The organism is Shewanella sp. WE21, from assembly GCF_002966515.1.
Classification (GTDB): Bacteria; Pseudomonadota; Gammaproteobacteria; order Enterobacterales; family Shewanellaceae; genus Shewanella; species Shewanella oncorhynchi.
Map to the genome: position 1 here is coordinate 1,102,319 of NZ_CP023019.1, position 15,513 is coordinate 1,117,831.

Sequence of the window (15,513 nt, forward strand, 5' to 3'; positions counted from 1 at the left end):
ATTTACTCAACATTAGCCAGTTCGATTTAAGATTCTGCATGATTTGATTCAACAATGATTCAAATTTTAATGCCATCAGAAAATATAAATTTATCAATGATATCTATAAGTTACATATAAAAGATATTAATCAGACTTGCCCGAAGAACGCAATTCGTCAGTCAGACCTAAAAAATAAGTGTTATCTTCAATAAATGGGCAAATAAGGATCACTAGTCAGCATGTCAATATCTGTACTCATCTGTGACGATTCCGCCATGGCACGTAAGCAAATGGCCCGCACACTACCCAAAGAGTGGGATGTGGAAATAACTTATGCGACCAATGGTGCCGAAGGCCTTGATGCTATCCGCGCTGGAAAAGGCGAAGTGGTGTTTCTCGATCTCAACATGCCTGTAATGGACGGTTATGAAGTACTGCAAACCGTGCAGCAACAGGACTTACCCGCGCTGATTATTGTGGTATCCGGCGATATTCAAATCAAAGCTCACGAGCGAGTTAAAGCCTTGGGTGCGTTAGATTTTATTCAAAAACCGGTGAGTGCCGATGCCATCAGCAACATTTTGCAAGATTACGGCATCTTAACGCTGACGCAGAAAGATCTCACCGACGAAGTCCCGATGATCAAAGTCGACATGCGCGACGCTTGCCAAGAAATAGCCAACGTTGCCATGGGACGCGCCGCCGATCTGTTAGCTAAGTTACTCGATGTATTCGTGTTACTACCTATCCCTAATGTGAACGTGCTTGAAGTCAGTGAGTTAACCATGGCGCTCAAAGCCACGGAAGAAAGCTCAACTGTATCCGCGCTCTGCCAAGGTTTTATCGGTGCGGGTATTGCAGGAGAGGCCCTGCTCTTGTTCCATGATTCCAGCTTTAAGGACATGGCAAAGCTGATGGGATTAGCTAATCCAGAAGACAAAAATACTGAGATAGAAGTCCTAATTGATACTGGAAACGTACTGATAGGCGCCTTCCTTAACGGCATTTCTGAACAGCTCGATATGAAATTTAGTCAGGCTCACCCTGTCGTGTTGGGACGGCACTGCACGGTTAACGATCTGATCCATGATAATTCAGAGAAATGGCACCGAACTTTGGCAATGGAGATCAACTATCGGATTGAAGATCATAATATTCAATGCGATTTGCTACTGCTCTTCACCGAGGATTCTATCCCCACACTTAGCTATAAACTCGGCTATTTACTCGATTAACCAGTTGGATTTTATCCTATGTCAAATGACCAAAGCGCAATGAACGAACTACACTGGCTCATCGATATGGTACAAACCATAGAGGTGGGATTAGTGGTATTAGATCGCCATTACAATATCCAGCTGTGGAACGGTTTTATGGAGAATCACAGCGGTGTTTCCCCTAATTCGATCAAAGGTCAAAACCTATTTACCCGCTTCCCCGATCTGCCTGCCACTTGGTTAAAGCAGAAAATGGAATCGGTTTTCATGCTTAAAAACCGTGCTTTTATCAGCTGGGAACAACGTCCGTACGTTTTCCAATTTAAAAACTATCGCCCGATTACAGGCCGTGCAGACTATATGTACCAGAACGTGACCCTGCTGCCGCTGGCATCGCTCACGGGACAAGTGACCCATATCAGTGTGATTATTTATGACGTGACAGATATCGCCATCAACAAATTGCAACTTAAAGCTGCCAACGAGCAACTCGAACGCCTTAGCCAAACCGATGGTCTAACTCAGTTGCATAATCGTCGTCATTGGCAAGAGTGCTTAGACCACGAGTACGACTTGTATGCCCGCTACTCAGGTATGGCAAGTTTAGTCATGATAGATATCGATAACTTTAAACATATCAACGACAGCTATGGTCATGTGGCGGGTGATAAAGTCATTCAGCATATTGCGCACTTACTCAGCCAATCCTTACGTGATACCGACTGTGCAGGACGTTATGGCGGCGAAGAATTTGCGGTTGTATTGCCTAAAACCAGCGGCGCAGATGCGATGAACTTTACCGAGCGACTCAGGGAGAAAATCGCCGCATCCGTCATAGTGTATGAAAGCCTTAAGATTACTGTGACGGTAAGTTTAGGCGTATGTGAAATTGGCTCCCATATTACCAGCAGTTCTAGCTGGATCTCCTGCTCCGATAAAGCCCTGTACGAAGCGAAACAAAAAGGTCGTAACTGCAGTGTTTTACATACGAGTAAAACAAATAAATCCTAAGTATACCCAATAAAAATGCCCATCAATGATGGGCATTTTTATTTAAAACAAGTGAAGATTAAACTAGAGATCCGCCAACGAATTAATGAGGGAAACCATCGTCTTCATCTTCTTCATCTTCTTCGTCATCCATTTCATCGCCGACGAAATAGGTGCCCCAACCGTCATATTCCACTTTCTGTTTTACCGCTAATTGCAGCAGTTGTTCTGCGGCTTTATCCAGTAATTCAACTTCTAGTTTGTGGTGCGCGACAGCATCGAAACAGAAAATAATTGAACCATCTTCTAGTTCCATTTCTTCAGCGTCGTTTACCTCAAAACCTAATTTGAAGGCATCCACAGCCGCTTTTTCAAGACGGTCAAAATTGGTCGATGAAAAGTGATGCTCAATAACATATTCCGCATCAGGCTCTGAGCCATCGTCAAGCAGGGCTTGCACTATGTCACGATTCTCTGCAAGTTGGGCTTTTAACTGACTTTCAATAGACATGGATTTGTCTCCGTTAAGGTAAATCTGGCTCAAATTGGCATTATACGTCATCACTCGCGAGAGTTTTACCCATAAGTGCTGCCGCTTCTTGATTTATCTCAGCAAATCTCGCCGACATGCTGGCATGGATTTGCGCAGAGAAGTTTTTCACATCGGCTTTATCTAAACCTGCGGTCGGCACAGGTGCCATCATATCGATGATGACGACACCGTTATTCCAGCGATTTAACTTAATATGGCTCTGACACGAAGCAACCACTGGCACCACTGGCACTCCCGCCGCGATTGCAGTATGGAAAGCTCCCGCTTTAAAAGGTAACAGACCACGACCACGCGAACGTGTACCTTCAGGAAAAATCCATACGGATAGATTCTTCTGCTTAATTTTTTCAACCGTTTTAGCCATAGTATCAAAGGCACTGTGACGGTTTTTACGGTCGATAAGAATATTTCCTGACAACCAATAGATTTGACCGAATAGCGGCATCCACGCCAAACTCTTCTTGCCTAAACTCACTGTACCTTTAGGAACTGCTGTCGTATGAGTAAAGAGATCAAAGTTATTCTGATGATTTGCTAAGAAAATATACGGGCCGTCCTGCACATCTTCGTGCCGGCGAACAATCACTTTAATCCCAAGGATTGGCGCAACCGATGAGAAGATCTTGGCGAACATATGTACATTGTCGCGATGGCGAGGCCTTAATAAACACACTAAGCCACCAAAAATAAAGGCAAGCAACAAGGATACCGCCAACAACATTGATCTGACGATTAAAAGCACGATTTACTCCGACTGTAAAAGTGGCGACAGTATAGCCACCATGGCTTTGGGACTCAATATATTGTTTACATCTGTAAGCTGACTTGCTAACAAGCAAGCAAAAAAAGCCCATCGATATACTGAACCTCCAGTGTATCGATGGGCTTTAATATTAATATCGAACTAAGCGTGGTGCTTGGGTAAGATTTCAGGCTCAGTTGCCTGAGGTGAGACTTTACTTAACACAAAGCGGATCACTAAGGCACTCACGGCCAAAGTCGCGACAATTGCCGCACCACTAGGGAGATCTAAGGTCGCCGACAGAACTAAGCCCAAAACATAGCCCAGTAAACCTACGAGGTAAGCGTAAAATAGCCGACCTTTACCACGGTACTTGTTCAACGCTAAAGCTGGCAATATCAAGGTGCTGAACACCAGATAAACACCTACTAATTCAACTGATAAGGTAATCACTAGCGCAAATAGCAGATAAAATCCTGCCCCGTCCAACATCTGGGGGCGTAGGAATATCGCTAATAACACCAGTGAATACACCACAGCCGGCAAAATCAGTTGTGACCAACTCACCCACAGGATCTGACCTGACATCAATTGCTTTAACAACTCGGCGCCATGTGGGTCGTTTGCCAGCAACAGCATTGCGGCCACCGCAGACAAGACATAAAAGCAGCCAATCATAGCCTCTAACTCACCCGCCATCCGCTTAGCTAACCAAGCGATAAAACCTGCACCCGCAAGGGCAAACAGCGCTGGCATCCACACATTAGCAAACGGCATGTCTTCTAATCTGTGGTCCATGTGAGCAACGATGGCACCTAAGGCTGCTACTTGCGCTATCGCTAAATCAATAAAGATGATGCCGCGCTTAAGCACTTGTCTCCCGAGTACAATATGCGTCGACAACACTAACATCCCCGCTGCCAATGCAGGCAACAGAATCGACATCAGCTCAAGATCAAACATAGGTTTATTTCACTCCATTTAAGAGGGAAATCACGCTGTCATACAGGCTAAATAAATCTTGGCTCTTATCATTACCACCCACAGACATAGGCAGCATTACCACGGGCAAGTTCGCTTTTTCACCCAGCCATTTTGCACCGCGCTCATCCTGATAAGATGCCACAACTACGGCCAGAATATCCCCCTGCTCGGCGCGCGTCAGCAGACTCGCTAAGTGACCGCTAGTGGGAGCTAAACCCGGTTTTGGCTCTAAATCTGCCACTTGCTCGATACCAATCCAGTTGAATAAGTATCTAAAACTTGAGTGGTAAGCGATCACTTTTTTACCTTGTAATCCCTTAGCTTGCGCTTCCCAACGCGGGACTGCGGCTTGCCAGCGAGTGGTAAAATCTGCCAGTGATTGTTGATAATCGGCCGCACCAGCAGGATCTAACTGAGTCAGCTTAGCACTCAATGCCGTGGCGACTTTTAACAGTCGCGTCGGGTCAAAATGAATATGTGGATTACCTTGGGCATGCACATCACCCATGCTGCGATCGACACTGGCCAGTTTATCTAAAGTTTCGATTTGATCGGCAGCGAAAAATAAGCCTTGCTCGGTCGAGCGCACTTTTGCGTTTGCCGACTTCATCTGCAGCATAGGCAACCAACCCACCTCAAGATCGGCACCGGCGCAGACCACAAGATCCGCCTGACGCATTTTGGCGATCAAGCTCGGGCGCGCCTGCACTTGGTGAGGGTCTTGTAATGCCGTCGTTGCCGAATAGATGCTAGCCGTTGGAGCCAGCTCCTTGGTCAATGCCGCGTATTCAGGTTCACAGGCAAACACATTCAGCTCGGCATGGGCCAAACCAGTATAAGTGACAGATAAGGCCACTGCGGCCAATTTAGCTAAATTAGAATTGATGCGCACCGTGAGCCCCCAGAGACATAATGTATTGAATAGTGAAGATGTTATCGTCTTCTATTCCATCGAAATTAGTACCCTTTTGATTGGTATACTGGAAACGAACCGTCGAGAAGTGGCTAGAATGCCAAGCCAAACTCACCTCAGATTCCTTCAACTTTTGCCCATGAAAATGATCGCCATGGAGCTCTTGCGTATCAGCTTCACCATAACGCACCCCCGCTGACCAGCTCGGCGTGAATTGATACACACTGCTCAGATACCAACCTTGGTGGTAATCTTGGCTCGGTGCATCCTCAGGATGTAAATCGATAGGTGTAAAATCGCTCACGCGATAGTACTCACCGCTCACAGTGAGATTTTGATATTTGTAGTTACCGTTAGGCGCCCACTTATAAACAAAATCAGCACCATAGGTATTTTTACCTGTGTAAGATGCGGCATGGCTATGACCTTCGTGCTCATCACCATGGGCATGCTCATCTTCATGTTCCCCTTCTTCATGGGCAGTCACTTGGCCATTTTCGTTGCGCAAGTAACTCAACCCCGCTTGCCATGAGCTGTTATCGCCTATGTCGCCACCTATTTTTGAGTACAAGGTATAAACACCGACCTTCTTAAACTCACGCTCACCATGCTCATCGGCAGCACGTAAACTATCGCCTTTAAAGGCTTCAACGCCCATGGTCCAATACAAGTCCGTCGGCGCTACGTAGTTAAAACGTATACCGTCATCAAAATAATGTCCCCCTAAGAATGCACGGTAAACCACAGGACGGTCGGTGAAGGAATCAGTATGTAAATGTTGGTTATTGAGGTAACCAATGTCCGATAAGAAACGGCCACCACGGATAGAAAAACCCGCTGGCATCGCCATGGTTTGAATAAAGGCTTCTTCCAGATTCAGTTCAGTCTCACCGTCATGCATTTCAACTACTGCGGTGATTTTACCGTAAAACATATCATCGATATTGGCACTCATCGCCAGTTCAGTTTCACCTAAACCAAAGCCATCTGGACTCTCGGCTAATGGGCGCTCTCCCGTCTGATAATATCCATTTAGCACACCACTGATATTAGGGTTGGTCAAGCTCGAGTCTTCTGCAAATAAGCTAGGCGAAACGAGCGCACACGCCAAAGCCACCAAAGAAATTCGGGTATTTAAAACAGTCATGATATCTCCAAAATACAACTAGCACTCGACGACTGATATAAAGTCATCAAGAAATACAATAAGTTAAAATTTTAAGTTGATTTAGAGAGCGAAGGGAGGCGCACGACTGCGATAAACACTGACGTGTTTAAAAATAGAGGAAGGTAAAATAAATTCGACCACATCGAAATGCTGTATAGCTAAATTCAGCGTCAGCGGATGGGTCAATAAAATCTTGTTGAGTTGGTGTTGATGGAAGCACAGGGTACAGTGAGTCTTAGCGCCATCATCAAGATGGGTCACACTATGGGCTGAGGCAGCAAGAGACAGCAATATCAGTACGGCAGCAAGCCATATCGAAATTGTGCGTCTAATGTGACTTTTAAGTCTCACTCAGTCGTCCCCATAGTTAAAAAGTTGCATAAGTCTATGTCAGTGCCATAGCAAGTTGCAATAAGGTAATCGCTTTGCAAAAGGTTACAAGATATTTGAGGTACCCAGTCTTACCAATAACTCCTTGTATCAATAGCGGTAGGATCTTGCGAGAACTCAGGTAAAAAAACGCATTTAAGATTAGCTTAAGTGAGTGTAACTATAGTGTATTTGGTTTTTATGTCTGCGAGCACAATGACGAAATCAAGCTCGATATGGCTCCGTTTTATCCACCTAAAGGCAACTATTATGCTAGCATTTTTTCGTGAAAACTTAGGGCTTATCTTAGGGATAGTCATCTTCAGCGCGGTGATATTTGGTGGTATTTATTACGTTGAGCACTCCTTAACGAGCCAAGAACAAGTCGTGCAGTAAACAAAGACGCGGCTGCAGTTCACCCCTTAAACCCTCTTCGTTGCATTTTGAGCGCCTGCTAAAGGCGCTCAAATGATGTTCGTCTCTGGAAAATTGTACCGCCGATTTTCCTATCCATGACGAATCCACTATTAGCCTAACGATACTTCTGTCTTTGATCGCTATCATCGACCTGCTCTGGCGCTTCAATGGTGATGACTTGATCCATAAAATGGCTCACAAACAACAACATCAACGAAAAAATCATTACAGGGATCGCAAAATACCGCACAGAGGCATCAAAGTAACTGTATCCCGCCGTAAATACACTCAAATAAAATCCTAATAACTTGAGTTTAGCCAATGTTGGACTGCGGCCTAACCAAGCCGAACAATGGGGGCAACGCACTTGAGCGTCGAAACCTTTGCCTCTTTGCTGGCTAATGTCACTGACCTTGATGTACTGATTACAATGGGAACACAACATGAAAACACGATTCCTAAATAACGATGCGCAAGTTTAGCAGATACCGACTAGAGTTCGGCCTGTAAATACCCAAAATGTCGGAAAAAGCAGATAAAGCACCGCACTCAAGGTTAAGCTCAAATCAACCCCACCCTAAAAAAGTTTAATTCCAAGGGCTATTTCACTCACAGATATTTTACAGTAAATCCGGCAACATCTATCATACTCAGACATATTTCTACTTAAGATCACTCCTATGCACCGCTACCTCGCTCTCGTGTTTGCCCTGCTAATACCACTACTCAGCCTTTCATCCCAAGCGCAAACTGAACCTGTCGCTGCAACCGAAAGCCCATCCAGCACTCCTGTAACGCTCAAGACAGAACTGGCAATGCTGCAACAGGCTATCGATACGGATATACGTAAACTAAAAAATGCCAAAGGCGAATTGAAGACAATTGTTGAATATCGAATTCAAAACAAAACCTTACAGTTACGTAATAAGATTAAAGATCTGCTCGAAGCAACGCCAATCGACAAAGCTTTTCTGCAACCATTAATCCAAGGACAACTTAACTACATCCAACAAATTGATGCTTATATCGATGACAACATTAGTAAATTAGAACAGCAATTAGGTTCGAGCACAGATGATGCGACTCTGCTGGAAATATCAAAGCGCGAATTAGAAAAAGACACCTATTACAAGCAACAACTCGAGACGCTCACTTGGCTCGAACAAGTTGGCCAAGATATTAGCGAAGCACAAAAATCACTGATGCAAATTTTAGTAGCACGTGCCGATACGCTAGAAAGTTTAGTGACTTATACCCAGCAGCAACTACAAGCAGCAATCGATATCGCAACCAATGCAGGTAAAGATGTCACTTCGGCGCAAACCAGCCACGTAATGATGCTAAAGGAACGCTTAGCACAGAATAGTCAGAGCTTAAATATCGACATCAGCCTACTCGACGCCTTAGGCCATGATACCGCCGCGCTGAAAAAGACACTCTTTAGTGTTTCAGGTGATATAACTCAAGATGTGTTGAACTTTGATGTGGCATCAAGTCTCGTTGAGCAGTGGCTAAATACGGCACAAGAACAAGCGATTAATCACGGCCCAACCGTCGTGTTTAAGTTATTTGTTTTCTGTTTGATCTTGTTTATTGCGGGTCTCGCCGGCAAGTTAGCCAAACAGATAGTAAAAAATACCGTTAGCAATTCTAAGTTGAATTTAAGTAAGTTATTACAAGACTTCTTCACCTCGCTATCAGGTAAAGCCGTCTTTACTATCGGGCTATTAATCGCCCTTTCACAGCTTGGGATCGAACTTGGTCCCTTGCTCGCAGGCTTTGGTATCGCGGGTGTTATTATTGGTTTTGCCCTGCAAGATACCCTGTCGAATTTCGCCTCAGGCATGATGATCTTAATTTACCGTCCCTATGATGTGGGCGATTTGATCAACGCCGCTGGCGTCACTGGACGCGTCAGTCACATGAGCCTTGTCTCCACCACGATTAAAACCATGGATAACCAACGTCTTATTATTCCTAATAATAAGATTTGGGGTGACACAATTAACAACATCACAGCTGAGCATCAACGTCGAGTCGATATGACCTTTGGGATCAGTTATAGCGACAGCATCGAACAGGCTGAAGCGATTCTCAAGTCTATCGTCGAAGCGCATCCTAAGGTACAACCATTACCAGAACCGACGATTAAACTACATCTATTGAGCGAATCTTCGGTCGACTTTATCGTTCGCCCTTGGGCAAAACCGGAAGATTACTGGGAAGTGTATTGGGACATTACCCGCGAAGTGAAAATGCGCTTTGACGCCGAAGGGATCAGTATTCCCTTCCCACAGCGTGATGTGCATATCTATCAAACCTCGAAATCACCGCTTTAAACCAGCGTTAAACGAGAGAAGAAGGGCGTTGCAATGAGCTCGCCCTTATTTTTATCTCTGGCCTATAAATCTCTGCATCAGTGTTAGCCTAAGCCGACTATCTCACCTTGCGCATCAATATCAATTTTTAAGTAACCCGGTTTTAGCCCTAGTCCTGGCATAGTCATCACATTCCCCACCAAGGCGGTGATAAACCCCGCACCAGCATGCAAGACTAAACCCCGCACCGGGATCTCAAAGTCCTGAGGAACGCCCTTTAAGCTAGGATCGTGACTAATTGATAACGGCGTTTTGGCCATACACAGGGGCAAATGTCCATAACCTAATACAGTCAGCTGCTGCGCCTGTTGTTTGGCCTCGATAGAAAGGCTAACGCCCGCTGCGCCATACCCTACCTCGGCTAAGGTGGATAACTTAGCCTCCAATGAGGCTTCATCTGAATATAACAGCTTGAACTGACTCTCGGTTTCAGCGGCGCGAACCACAGTCTGCGCTAAGGCGACAGCGCCCGCCTCCCCTTGACTAAAAGCATCGCTAACCTCACAGCCAAAGGCGTTGCTCGCGTTAACAGCCGCAGTTAGCCATTGCAACTCGGCATCAGTATCAGTGGCGAAACGGTTAATGGCAACCACCACAGGAATACCATAGCGAGCCACATTGTTGATATGCCAGTTTAAATTTGCAAAGCCTGCTTCGAGTCGAGCCTGATCTGGTAGATTGATATCTGACTCAGACACCAAACCACTATTGGCCTTCAGCGCTTTTAAGGTGGTGACCAGCACAGCGGCAGCCGGCACCTGACCCGATTGACGCACTTTGATATTACAGAACTTTTCAAAGCCCATATCTGATCCAAAACCAGCTTCAGTCACCACAAAATCCGCCAGTCTGAGGGCGATATCATCAGCAATAATGGATGAATTACCGTGGGCAATATTGGCAAAGGGTCCCGCATGGATCAAGCAAGGTGAACCATTTAAAGTCTGCATTAACGTCGGCTTTATCGCATCCGCCATGATGGCCGTCATCGCACCAGCGACACCTAAGTCTTCGGCGGTAATCACTTGCCCTTGGGTATTTAATGCCAACACTAAACGACCGATCCGCGCCCGCATATCCGCCAAATTATGACTTAAGGCTAAAATCGCCATCAACTCAGAGGCGGCGGTAATATCAAAACTGGATTCGTACTCTGGGCCGTTATTATCGCCTAAGCCCACCTGGATTTGCCTAAGACAGCGATCATTATGATCGACCACTCGGTGCCAACGGATCTCACTGGGATCTATATCCAAAAACGCTTGCCCAGATTGCGCCTCAAATTCCGCCTTACCTAAGCGCGCTTCATGAAATAGCCGCGCCGCAATCGCCGCAGCCCCTAAATTGTGGGCACTGCTCACGGCATGAATATCACCCGTGAGATGCAAATTCATCTCCTGCATGGGCACCACTTGCGCATAACCGCCACCCGCAGCGCCACCTTTCACCCCAAATACAGGCCCCATGCTGGGCTGGCGAATACAGGCACAGGCCTTTTTGCCTATGGCATTTAACGATTGCGTTAAGCCAATGCTAGTCACCGTTTTACCTTCACCGTGGGGCGTAGGCGTGACTGCGGTGACGATAATCAATTTGCCTTTGCGCTGCCCAGCTAAACGCTGCAACACACTGAGCTCAACCTTGGCTTTAGTGTGACCAAATTGCATCATCTCTTCGGGTAATAGACCTAAGTCGGCGCCCAGTTCATTAATGTCTTTTAGGCTAGCGCGATTCGAAATATCCATATCTGTCAGCATGCGTCGATTTCTCCCTTTCAAATACGCTTTGGTTTAGTATGAGGGGTTGCTAAGCACAACACTCATTGAATAGGGCGGATATTAGGTGATTGGCTTTAAGATATATAGCCGTCGAAAGGGTTAATGAGCGATTCCTTAATCTGCATCAAATAATCTGCCCTGCGTCCGAGCGGCTCAAGAGTGCCGTTGCCTCAAATGAGATCCAGCTCGACGCCAGCAATGGTTCAGTATCTGGCAGGCATCTATGGGTCACAGCGTACCTTGATTTTTGTTTCTCAAAAGCAACAACCATAAACAACAACGGCGCCAGAAGGCGCCGTGGTTGTATGTATTATTGAGTGCGGCTTAAAACTGCACATCGCCACTTAAATGTGGGCGACGGCCTTTGCTGTCACGTAATTCAAATACCATATTATTAGCATTCTGCTCATAGCCAAATCCAACATCGGCAGGCATCAAAAGTGGCAGCTTAAAGGTCACGTCCACAGTGAATGGACGATCGCCAATACTTGGCATCAACTCTGCTAAACAACGGGCCTTAGACCACATGCCATGGGCGAGCACTCGATCAAAGCCAAAACGCTTTGAAAGCACAGGATGCAGATGGATCAAGTTATAGTCGCCAGATGCCTTAGCATAACGACGACCTAAATCTTCACTCAAACTCCAGCTTTGTGGTGTTTCCCATGCCATATCAATGGCTTTAGGTGGGCGAACGCGACGCCCAGCAACATCGATACGATATAAATAGGTGGATAGCGATTCCCAGACGAGTTCTTCACCGACAAACGCCTTAGACACAAATTCAAACTCTAAGCCAGAATCCGTCTCGCGGCTCGTGGTCAAGGCGCACTCGAGGGAGAAAGTCTCGTCAACCGTCACAGGCCGATACACTTGAATGCGGTTCTTTAGGTGGATCATGCCAAGCAGTGGGAAAGTGATCCCATCGTGGGTAAAGATCACCGCATGCAGGCGAAATGCCATCACGTAGAGATAGGTTGGCGGTAGAACTTTACCGTCAAATTGAAAACCACACACCTGCGCATATTGGCTTACTTTAGCTTCAGACACAGTCACATGCGGCGCGGTCACCTTGATTTGGGGCAACGGCTGTTGATCCCAACCAGGCTTACGGCCAAAGAAGATCTTGCGATAAAGAGAAAACAGCGACGGCATCGCGTTCAATTCAACACAATATGCATTATTCAAGTCTGAGTACCTTTTAATTAACTATCCCTTGGCACAAAAATACATTGCCATAAATTACCCCGCACAGACGAGTAACGTCTGATCAATCAAGCTGATAACGAGTGTAAAACAGGCAGTGCTGCGTCTTAATAAGGGCTGATGCTGACTCTCCGAATGGACAACTATACCCAAACAACCTGAAAATGCAGGATTCAGCGGGAATTTAACGCACTTTAGGCAAGGCCCTTTATTGCTCCTGCATAAATGGCATTCACGCCATCCATGGCGATTGCGGTTATTTGCGGACCTAGTGGACTAAGTTCAAAATAACCAACACAGCATAAAGTGCGTTAAAACCCGCCGGGACGGAGCGCCTAGGGTGCTTCACTTCCGTGTTGCATCAATTTAAAAGGTGGCCGACATTCTGTCATTGATGCGCCTTGAATTGAAGCACCCTAGGCGCTCTGAAACTCGTATCTTCAGGTCGCTTGGGTATATAGAGTCAGGTTTGGTGAAAACGGCGTGATTATAACCCAGAGCACAGAGTTCTGTGTATCCCTAAGTTTAGTAGGAATAATTACTACCAATAAAATCAATACATTAAGAATTAACGATGCAAATTTATCCATCTCAACTCGGCAATAACATCTCCAGAGTGCGAAAAATTTACGACTGTGCCACACTATCGTTCCACTCTCTTTAACCTAGTTATCACGTGCAAGATAAGAATTTTGATAAGCTCGCGCAAAAATTTGCGAAAAACATCTATGGTACGCCCAAGGGCGAAATACGTGCCGCAGTGCTATGGCGCGACCTCGTCCCCGCGCTGGCAAAACTGGGGGATAAAAAACTCAGAGTATTAGATGCGGGCGGTGGTTTTGGTTATTTTAGCCAAAGATTAGCGCGCCTCGGCCACGAAGTTGTACTCTGCGATATCTCTGCTGAGATGCTGGCTCAAGCCAAAGAACAAATTGATGCCTCCCCTGAACCATTAGCTATCCAGCTTATCCATGCGCCTATCCAAGCATTATCGGTCGATAACCATGGTTATTTCGATATCATACTGTGTCATGCGGTCGTTGAATGGTTAACGGATGCTAAGCCCACTGTAGCGGGTTTACTTACTATGCTAAAACCCGGCGGATTATTCTCTTTGATGTTTTACAACAAAGAAGCCATGCGCTTTCATGCTTTAGTGTCGGGCAATTTCGATTACGTCGCCGCTGATTTAAAAGTGAAGAAGAAAGTGCGACTAACTCCCACTCATCCGCTTTATATTCAAGAAGTTAAAGATTGGTTTAGCGAGTGGCGAATGTCGCTCATCAGCCAGTCTGGCGTGCGTGTAATCCACGACTATTTGAAAAAGAGTCAGCCCGCGGATTTCGACTATCACAAGCTGCTACAAATGGAGCTGGAGTACTCGCAACGCGAACCCTATATTTCCCTCGGCCGATATGTGCACTTTTTAGGGCAAAGCTCTGCAGTGTGAGCGCGCGTCGTTACAAACGCGCTGCCTAAACAATTACTGACAAGTCTGTTTCCAGCAGGCGCTCACTTTGGCGCCTGCTTGCTCTAGCAATTGCACCACGCTTTTATCCCCCACCACATGGCCAGCACCAACCACCACAAACAAAGGTGAAGTCACGTCAGTCGAGCCCATTAATTTTATAATGCCATCGGCCATCACATGATTTCGCTGCCAGAGGATTTTCTCTAGCATTTTAGTGTCGCCCTCGCCGCCCATTTGCTCCTGCATTATGGTATCAAGCTCAGTTTCATTACCTGAACGCCAAGCCGTTATTAACGATAAAAGCTCCGCATCCGATGCACTAATCGCCTCACGCACCATAGACCACTGCTCTTGACTATTAAAAGACGCTAACAATTGAAATTGTGACTCTGCAGTTTCCAACGGATACACAGGCAAAGTCGCATATCGAGCCATCAACTGCATATCAACGCCATAATCCGTGCTGTAACCTAAGTAGTTATAACGCAATAAGTTAACTTGAGTAGCCTGCAGCCAAGGTGCAAAAGATTGTATCGACTGACAAACATTTGCCGTGGCCGCGCAATAGGGCGTCATGCTCTCGACCGTTTGCTTATCTCGGCTCTGCCAATCTAAACCCTTAGTTTTATCGGCGCGGCCGTATTGTTGCAGTAAGGCTGTGCTATCGACTTTATTGATATCGACTTCTACAACTAAGCCCTTAGCTTTACCCAACGCGGTTTCAATTTGGGTGGGTAAAGGATAAAAGTCGGCACGTCCAATATGAATCGAACCTAGCAAATACGCACTCTTGCCTTGCCATTGCACTTGATAAAATGGTGGTTTATCGGTTTCTGCACCCACCACTTTTGTGCTCAAACCCGCTAACGCCAGAAAACTGATTGATGCAATTAGTCGCCATTGGCTTGTTGCCATATCCTTTGCCCCTTATAATTCCTGCAAATTTTGCAATGAGACGCTGTTATGCCACATACCAAGGTTATAGAGCAACTGAAAGAAAATCTTCAAATCGCCTATCGCCAAGCCATAGACGCCGACGCTAAGTTAGATGAGCTAAAGAAAGCTGGCCATGGAAACTTCACCAGCATATTCACGGCAGAACAAGGTTTTATCGCTTCGAGTAATCGCTTTCTGCCCTATGTGCAAGAGTTGGTCGATGACTTAACTCGCATGGAAGAACATCAAACGCTCGATCCTAAAGAACTCGAAACCTATGTGCGTCAGTTAGGCGCATTACTGCAAACGTTGCAGGCCTTTAAGAAGCAAAGCTAAACCGAGATTAGGAGCTGAAACTCATCTTAGATTTCAGCTCTTTCCATAGCATATCTAATCAAGCCCACCAACA

At 45.9% G+C, this 15,513-nt stretch carries 16 protein-coding genes and 1 pseudogene; 7 read left to right on the plus strand and 10 right to left on the minus strand.

The window, feature by feature from the left end; translation table 11 throughout:
• Positions 1 to 221 precede the first annotated feature (221 nt).
• Together CKQ84_RS04695 and CKQ84_RS04700 are read left to right on the plus strand one after the other, a co-directional pair.
• The gene (locus tag CKQ84_RS04695) at positions 222 to 1,217 is read left to right on the plus strand and encodes a response regulator (protein ID WP_028759518.1); all 996 of its coding nucleotides are present in this window, start codon (positions 222 to 224) and stop codon (positions 1,215 to 1,217) included.
• A gap of 18 nt (positions 1,218 to 1,235) precedes the next feature.
• The gene (locus CKQ84_RS04700; protein ID WP_105250293.1) at positions 1,236 to 2,210 is read left to right on the plus strand and encodes a sensor domain-containing diguanylate cyclase; all 975 of its coding nucleotides are present in this window, start codon (positions 1,236 to 1,238) and stop codon (positions 2,208 to 2,210) included.
• A gap of 82 nt (positions 2,211 to 2,292) precedes the next feature.
• Here CKQ84_RS04700 and rraB read toward each other — a convergent pair whose 3' ends face one another.
• The 6 genes from rraB to CKQ84_RS04730 form a co-directional block, all read right to left on the minus strand.
• Entirely contained in the window at positions 2,293 to 2,700 is a 408-nt protein-coding gene (gene rraB / locus CKQ84_RS04705) for a ribonuclease E inhibitor RraB (RefSeq protein ID WP_105250294.1), read from the minus strand.
• Between the two features lie 40 nt (positions 2,701 to 2,740).
• A complete protein-coding gene (locus tag CKQ84_RS04710) occupies positions 2,741 to 3,484 on the minus strand; it encodes a 1-acylglycerol-3-phosphate O-acyltransferase (RefSeq protein ID WP_105250295.1) in 744 nt (247 codons plus the stop codon).
• Between the two features lie 162 nt (positions 3,485 to 3,646).
• Positions 3,647 to 4,447 carry a metal ABC transporter permease gene (locus tag CKQ84_RS04715; protein WP_105250296.1) on the minus strand — a complete coding sequence of 267 codons (801 nt, stop codon included), beginning with the start codon at positions 4,445 to 4,447 and terminating at the stop codon, positions 3,647 to 3,649.
• Positions 4,448 to 4,451: 4 nt separating this feature from the next.
• On the minus strand, positions 4,452 to 5,360 hold the full coding sequence (locus CKQ84_RS04720) for a metal ABC transporter solute-binding protein, Zn/Mn family (protein WP_173913152.1): 909 nt from the start codon (positions 5,358 to 5,360) through the stop codon (positions 4,452 to 4,454).
• Complete coding sequence (locus CKQ84_RS04725; RefSeq protein WP_105250297.1) at positions 5,344 to 6,528, minus strand: hypothetical protein; 1,185 nt, start codon at positions 6,526 to 6,528, stop codon at positions 5,344 to 5,346. The genes CKQ84_RS04720 and CKQ84_RS04725 overlap by 17 nt, the downstream gene beginning before the upstream one ends.
• Before the next feature lie 81 nt (positions 6,529 to 6,609).
• A complete protein-coding gene (locus tag CKQ84_RS04730; protein WP_105250298.1) occupies positions 6,610 to 6,900 on the minus strand; it encodes an ABC-type zinc uptake system zinc chaperone in 291 nt (96 codons plus the stop codon).
• A 288-nt stretch (positions 6,901 to 7,188) separates the two neighbouring features.
• On the opposite strand from CKQ84_RS04730, the gene CKQ84_RS24135 reads away from it, so the two are divergent.
• Positions 7,189 to 7,314 (plus strand): hypothetical protein, encoded by a 126-nt coding sequence (locus CKQ84_RS24135; RefSeq protein WP_105250299.1) that lies wholly within the window; start codon positions 7,189 to 7,191, stop codon positions 7,312 to 7,314.
• A gap of 136 nt (positions 7,315 to 7,450) precedes the next feature.
• Here CKQ84_RS24135 and CKQ84_RS04740 read toward each other — a convergent pair whose 3' ends face one another.
• Entirely contained in the window at positions 7,451 to 7,780 is a 330-nt protein-coding gene (locus CKQ84_RS04740) for a hypothetical protein (RefSeq protein WP_105250300.1), read from the minus strand.
• Between the two features lie 235 nt (positions 7,781 to 8,015).
• Here CKQ84_RS04740 and CKQ84_RS04745 point away from each other — a divergent pair, with 235 nt between their 5' ends.
• Positions 8,016 to 9,674, plus strand: a complete 1,659-nt coding sequence (locus CKQ84_RS04745; protein WP_105250301.1) for a mechanosensitive ion channel family protein — start codon at positions 8,016 to 8,018, stop codon at positions 9,672 to 9,674.
• 83 nt (positions 9,675 to 9,757) lie between these two features.
• Here CKQ84_RS04745 and CKQ84_RS04750 read toward each other — a convergent pair whose 3' ends face one another.
• Positions 9,758 to 11,470, minus strand: coding sequence for a formate--tetrahydrofolate ligase (locus CKQ84_RS04750; protein ID WP_105250302.1), 1,713 nt, complete (start codon positions 11,468 to 11,470; stop codon positions 9,758 to 9,760).
• Positions 11,471 to 11,637: 167 nt separating this feature from the next.
• Between CKQ84_RS04750 and CKQ84_RS24175 the strand changes: the two are divergent.
• Positions 11,638 to 11,735, plus strand: a pseudogene (locus CKQ84_RS24175) (oxidoreductase); the annotation flags it as partial.
• Positions 11,736 to 11,815: 80 nt separating this feature from the next.
• On the opposite strand, the gene CKQ84_RS04760 reads toward CKQ84_RS24175, so the two are convergent.
• Entirely contained in the window at positions 11,816 to 12,646 is an 831-nt protein-coding gene (locus CKQ84_RS04760; RefSeq protein ID WP_081729006.1) for a MaoC/PaaZ C-terminal domain-containing protein, read from the minus strand.
• A 727-nt stretch (positions 12,647 to 13,373) separates the two neighbouring features.
• On the opposite strand from CKQ84_RS04760, the gene CKQ84_RS04770 reads away from it, so the two are divergent.
• The gene (locus tag CKQ84_RS04770) at positions 13,374 to 14,147 is read left to right on the plus strand and encodes a methyltransferase domain-containing protein (protein WP_105250303.1); all 774 of its coding nucleotides are present in this window, start codon (positions 13,374 to 13,376) and stop codon (positions 14,145 to 14,147) included.
• Between the two features lie 33 nt (positions 14,148 to 14,180).
• Here the strand turns inward: CKQ84_RS04770 and CKQ84_RS04775 are convergent, their stop codons facing one another.
• On the minus strand, positions 14,181 to 15,083 hold the full coding sequence (locus CKQ84_RS04775; protein WP_105250304.1) for a TraB/GumN family protein: 903 nt from the start codon (positions 15,081 to 15,083) through the stop codon (positions 14,181 to 14,183).
• Between the two features lie 48 nt (positions 15,084 to 15,131).
• Between CKQ84_RS04775 and CKQ84_RS04780 the strand changes: the two genes are divergently transcribed.
• Positions 15,132 to 15,440, plus strand: coding sequence for a prephenate dehydrogenase (locus tag CKQ84_RS04780; RefSeq protein WP_105250305.1), 309 nt, complete (start codon positions 15,132 to 15,134; stop codon positions 15,438 to 15,440).
• Positions 15,441 to 15,513: the final 73 nt, after the last annotated feature.

Coding starts and splice junctions, on each gene's coding strand:
- CKQ84_RS04750 (WP_105250302.1), bottom strand. CDS start 11,470: ATGCTGACAGATATGGATATTTCGAATCGCGCTAGCCTAAAAGACATT.
- CKQ84_RS04760 (WP_081729006.1), bottom strand. CDS start 12,646: ATGCCGTCGCTGTTTTCTCTTTATCGCAAGATCTTCTTTGGCCGTAAG.
- CKQ84_RS04695 (WP_028759518.1), top strand. CDS start 222: ATGTCAATATCTGTACTCATCTGTGACGATTCCGCCATGGCACGTAAG.
- rraB (WP_105250294.1), bottom strand. CDS start 2,700: ATGTCTATTGAAAGTCAGTTAAAAGCCCAACTTGCAGAGAATCGTGAC.
- CKQ84_RS04745 (WP_105250301.1), top strand. CDS start 8,016: ATGCACCGCTACCTCGCTCTCGTGTTTGCCCTGCTAATACCACTACTC.
- CKQ84_RS04725 (WP_105250297.1), bottom strand. CDS start 6,528: ATGACTGTTTTAAATACCCGAATTTCTTTGGTGGCTTTGGCGTGTGCG.
- CKQ84_RS04715 (WP_105250296.1), bottom strand. CDS start 4,447: ATGTTTGATCTTGAGCTGATGTCGATTCTGTTGCCTGCATTGGCAGCG.
- CKQ84_RS04700 (WP_105250293.1), top strand. CDS start 1,236: ATGTCAAATGACCAAAGCGCAATGAACGAACTACACTGGCTCATCGAT.
- CKQ84_RS04740 (WP_105250300.1), bottom strand. CDS start 7,780: ATGTTGTGTTCCCATTGTAATCAGTACATCAAGGTCAGTGACATTAGC.
- CKQ84_RS04775 (WP_105250304.1), bottom strand. CDS start 15,083: ATGGCAACAAGCCAATGGCGACTAATTGCATCAATCAGTTTTCTGGCG.
- CKQ84_RS24135 (WP_105250299.1), top strand. CDS start 7,189: ATGCTAGCATTTTTTCGTGAAAACTTAGGGCTTATCTTAGGGATAGTC.
- CKQ84_RS04780 (WP_105250305.1), top strand. CDS start 15,132: ATGCCACATACCAAGGTTATAGAGCAACTGAAAGAAAATCTTCAAATC.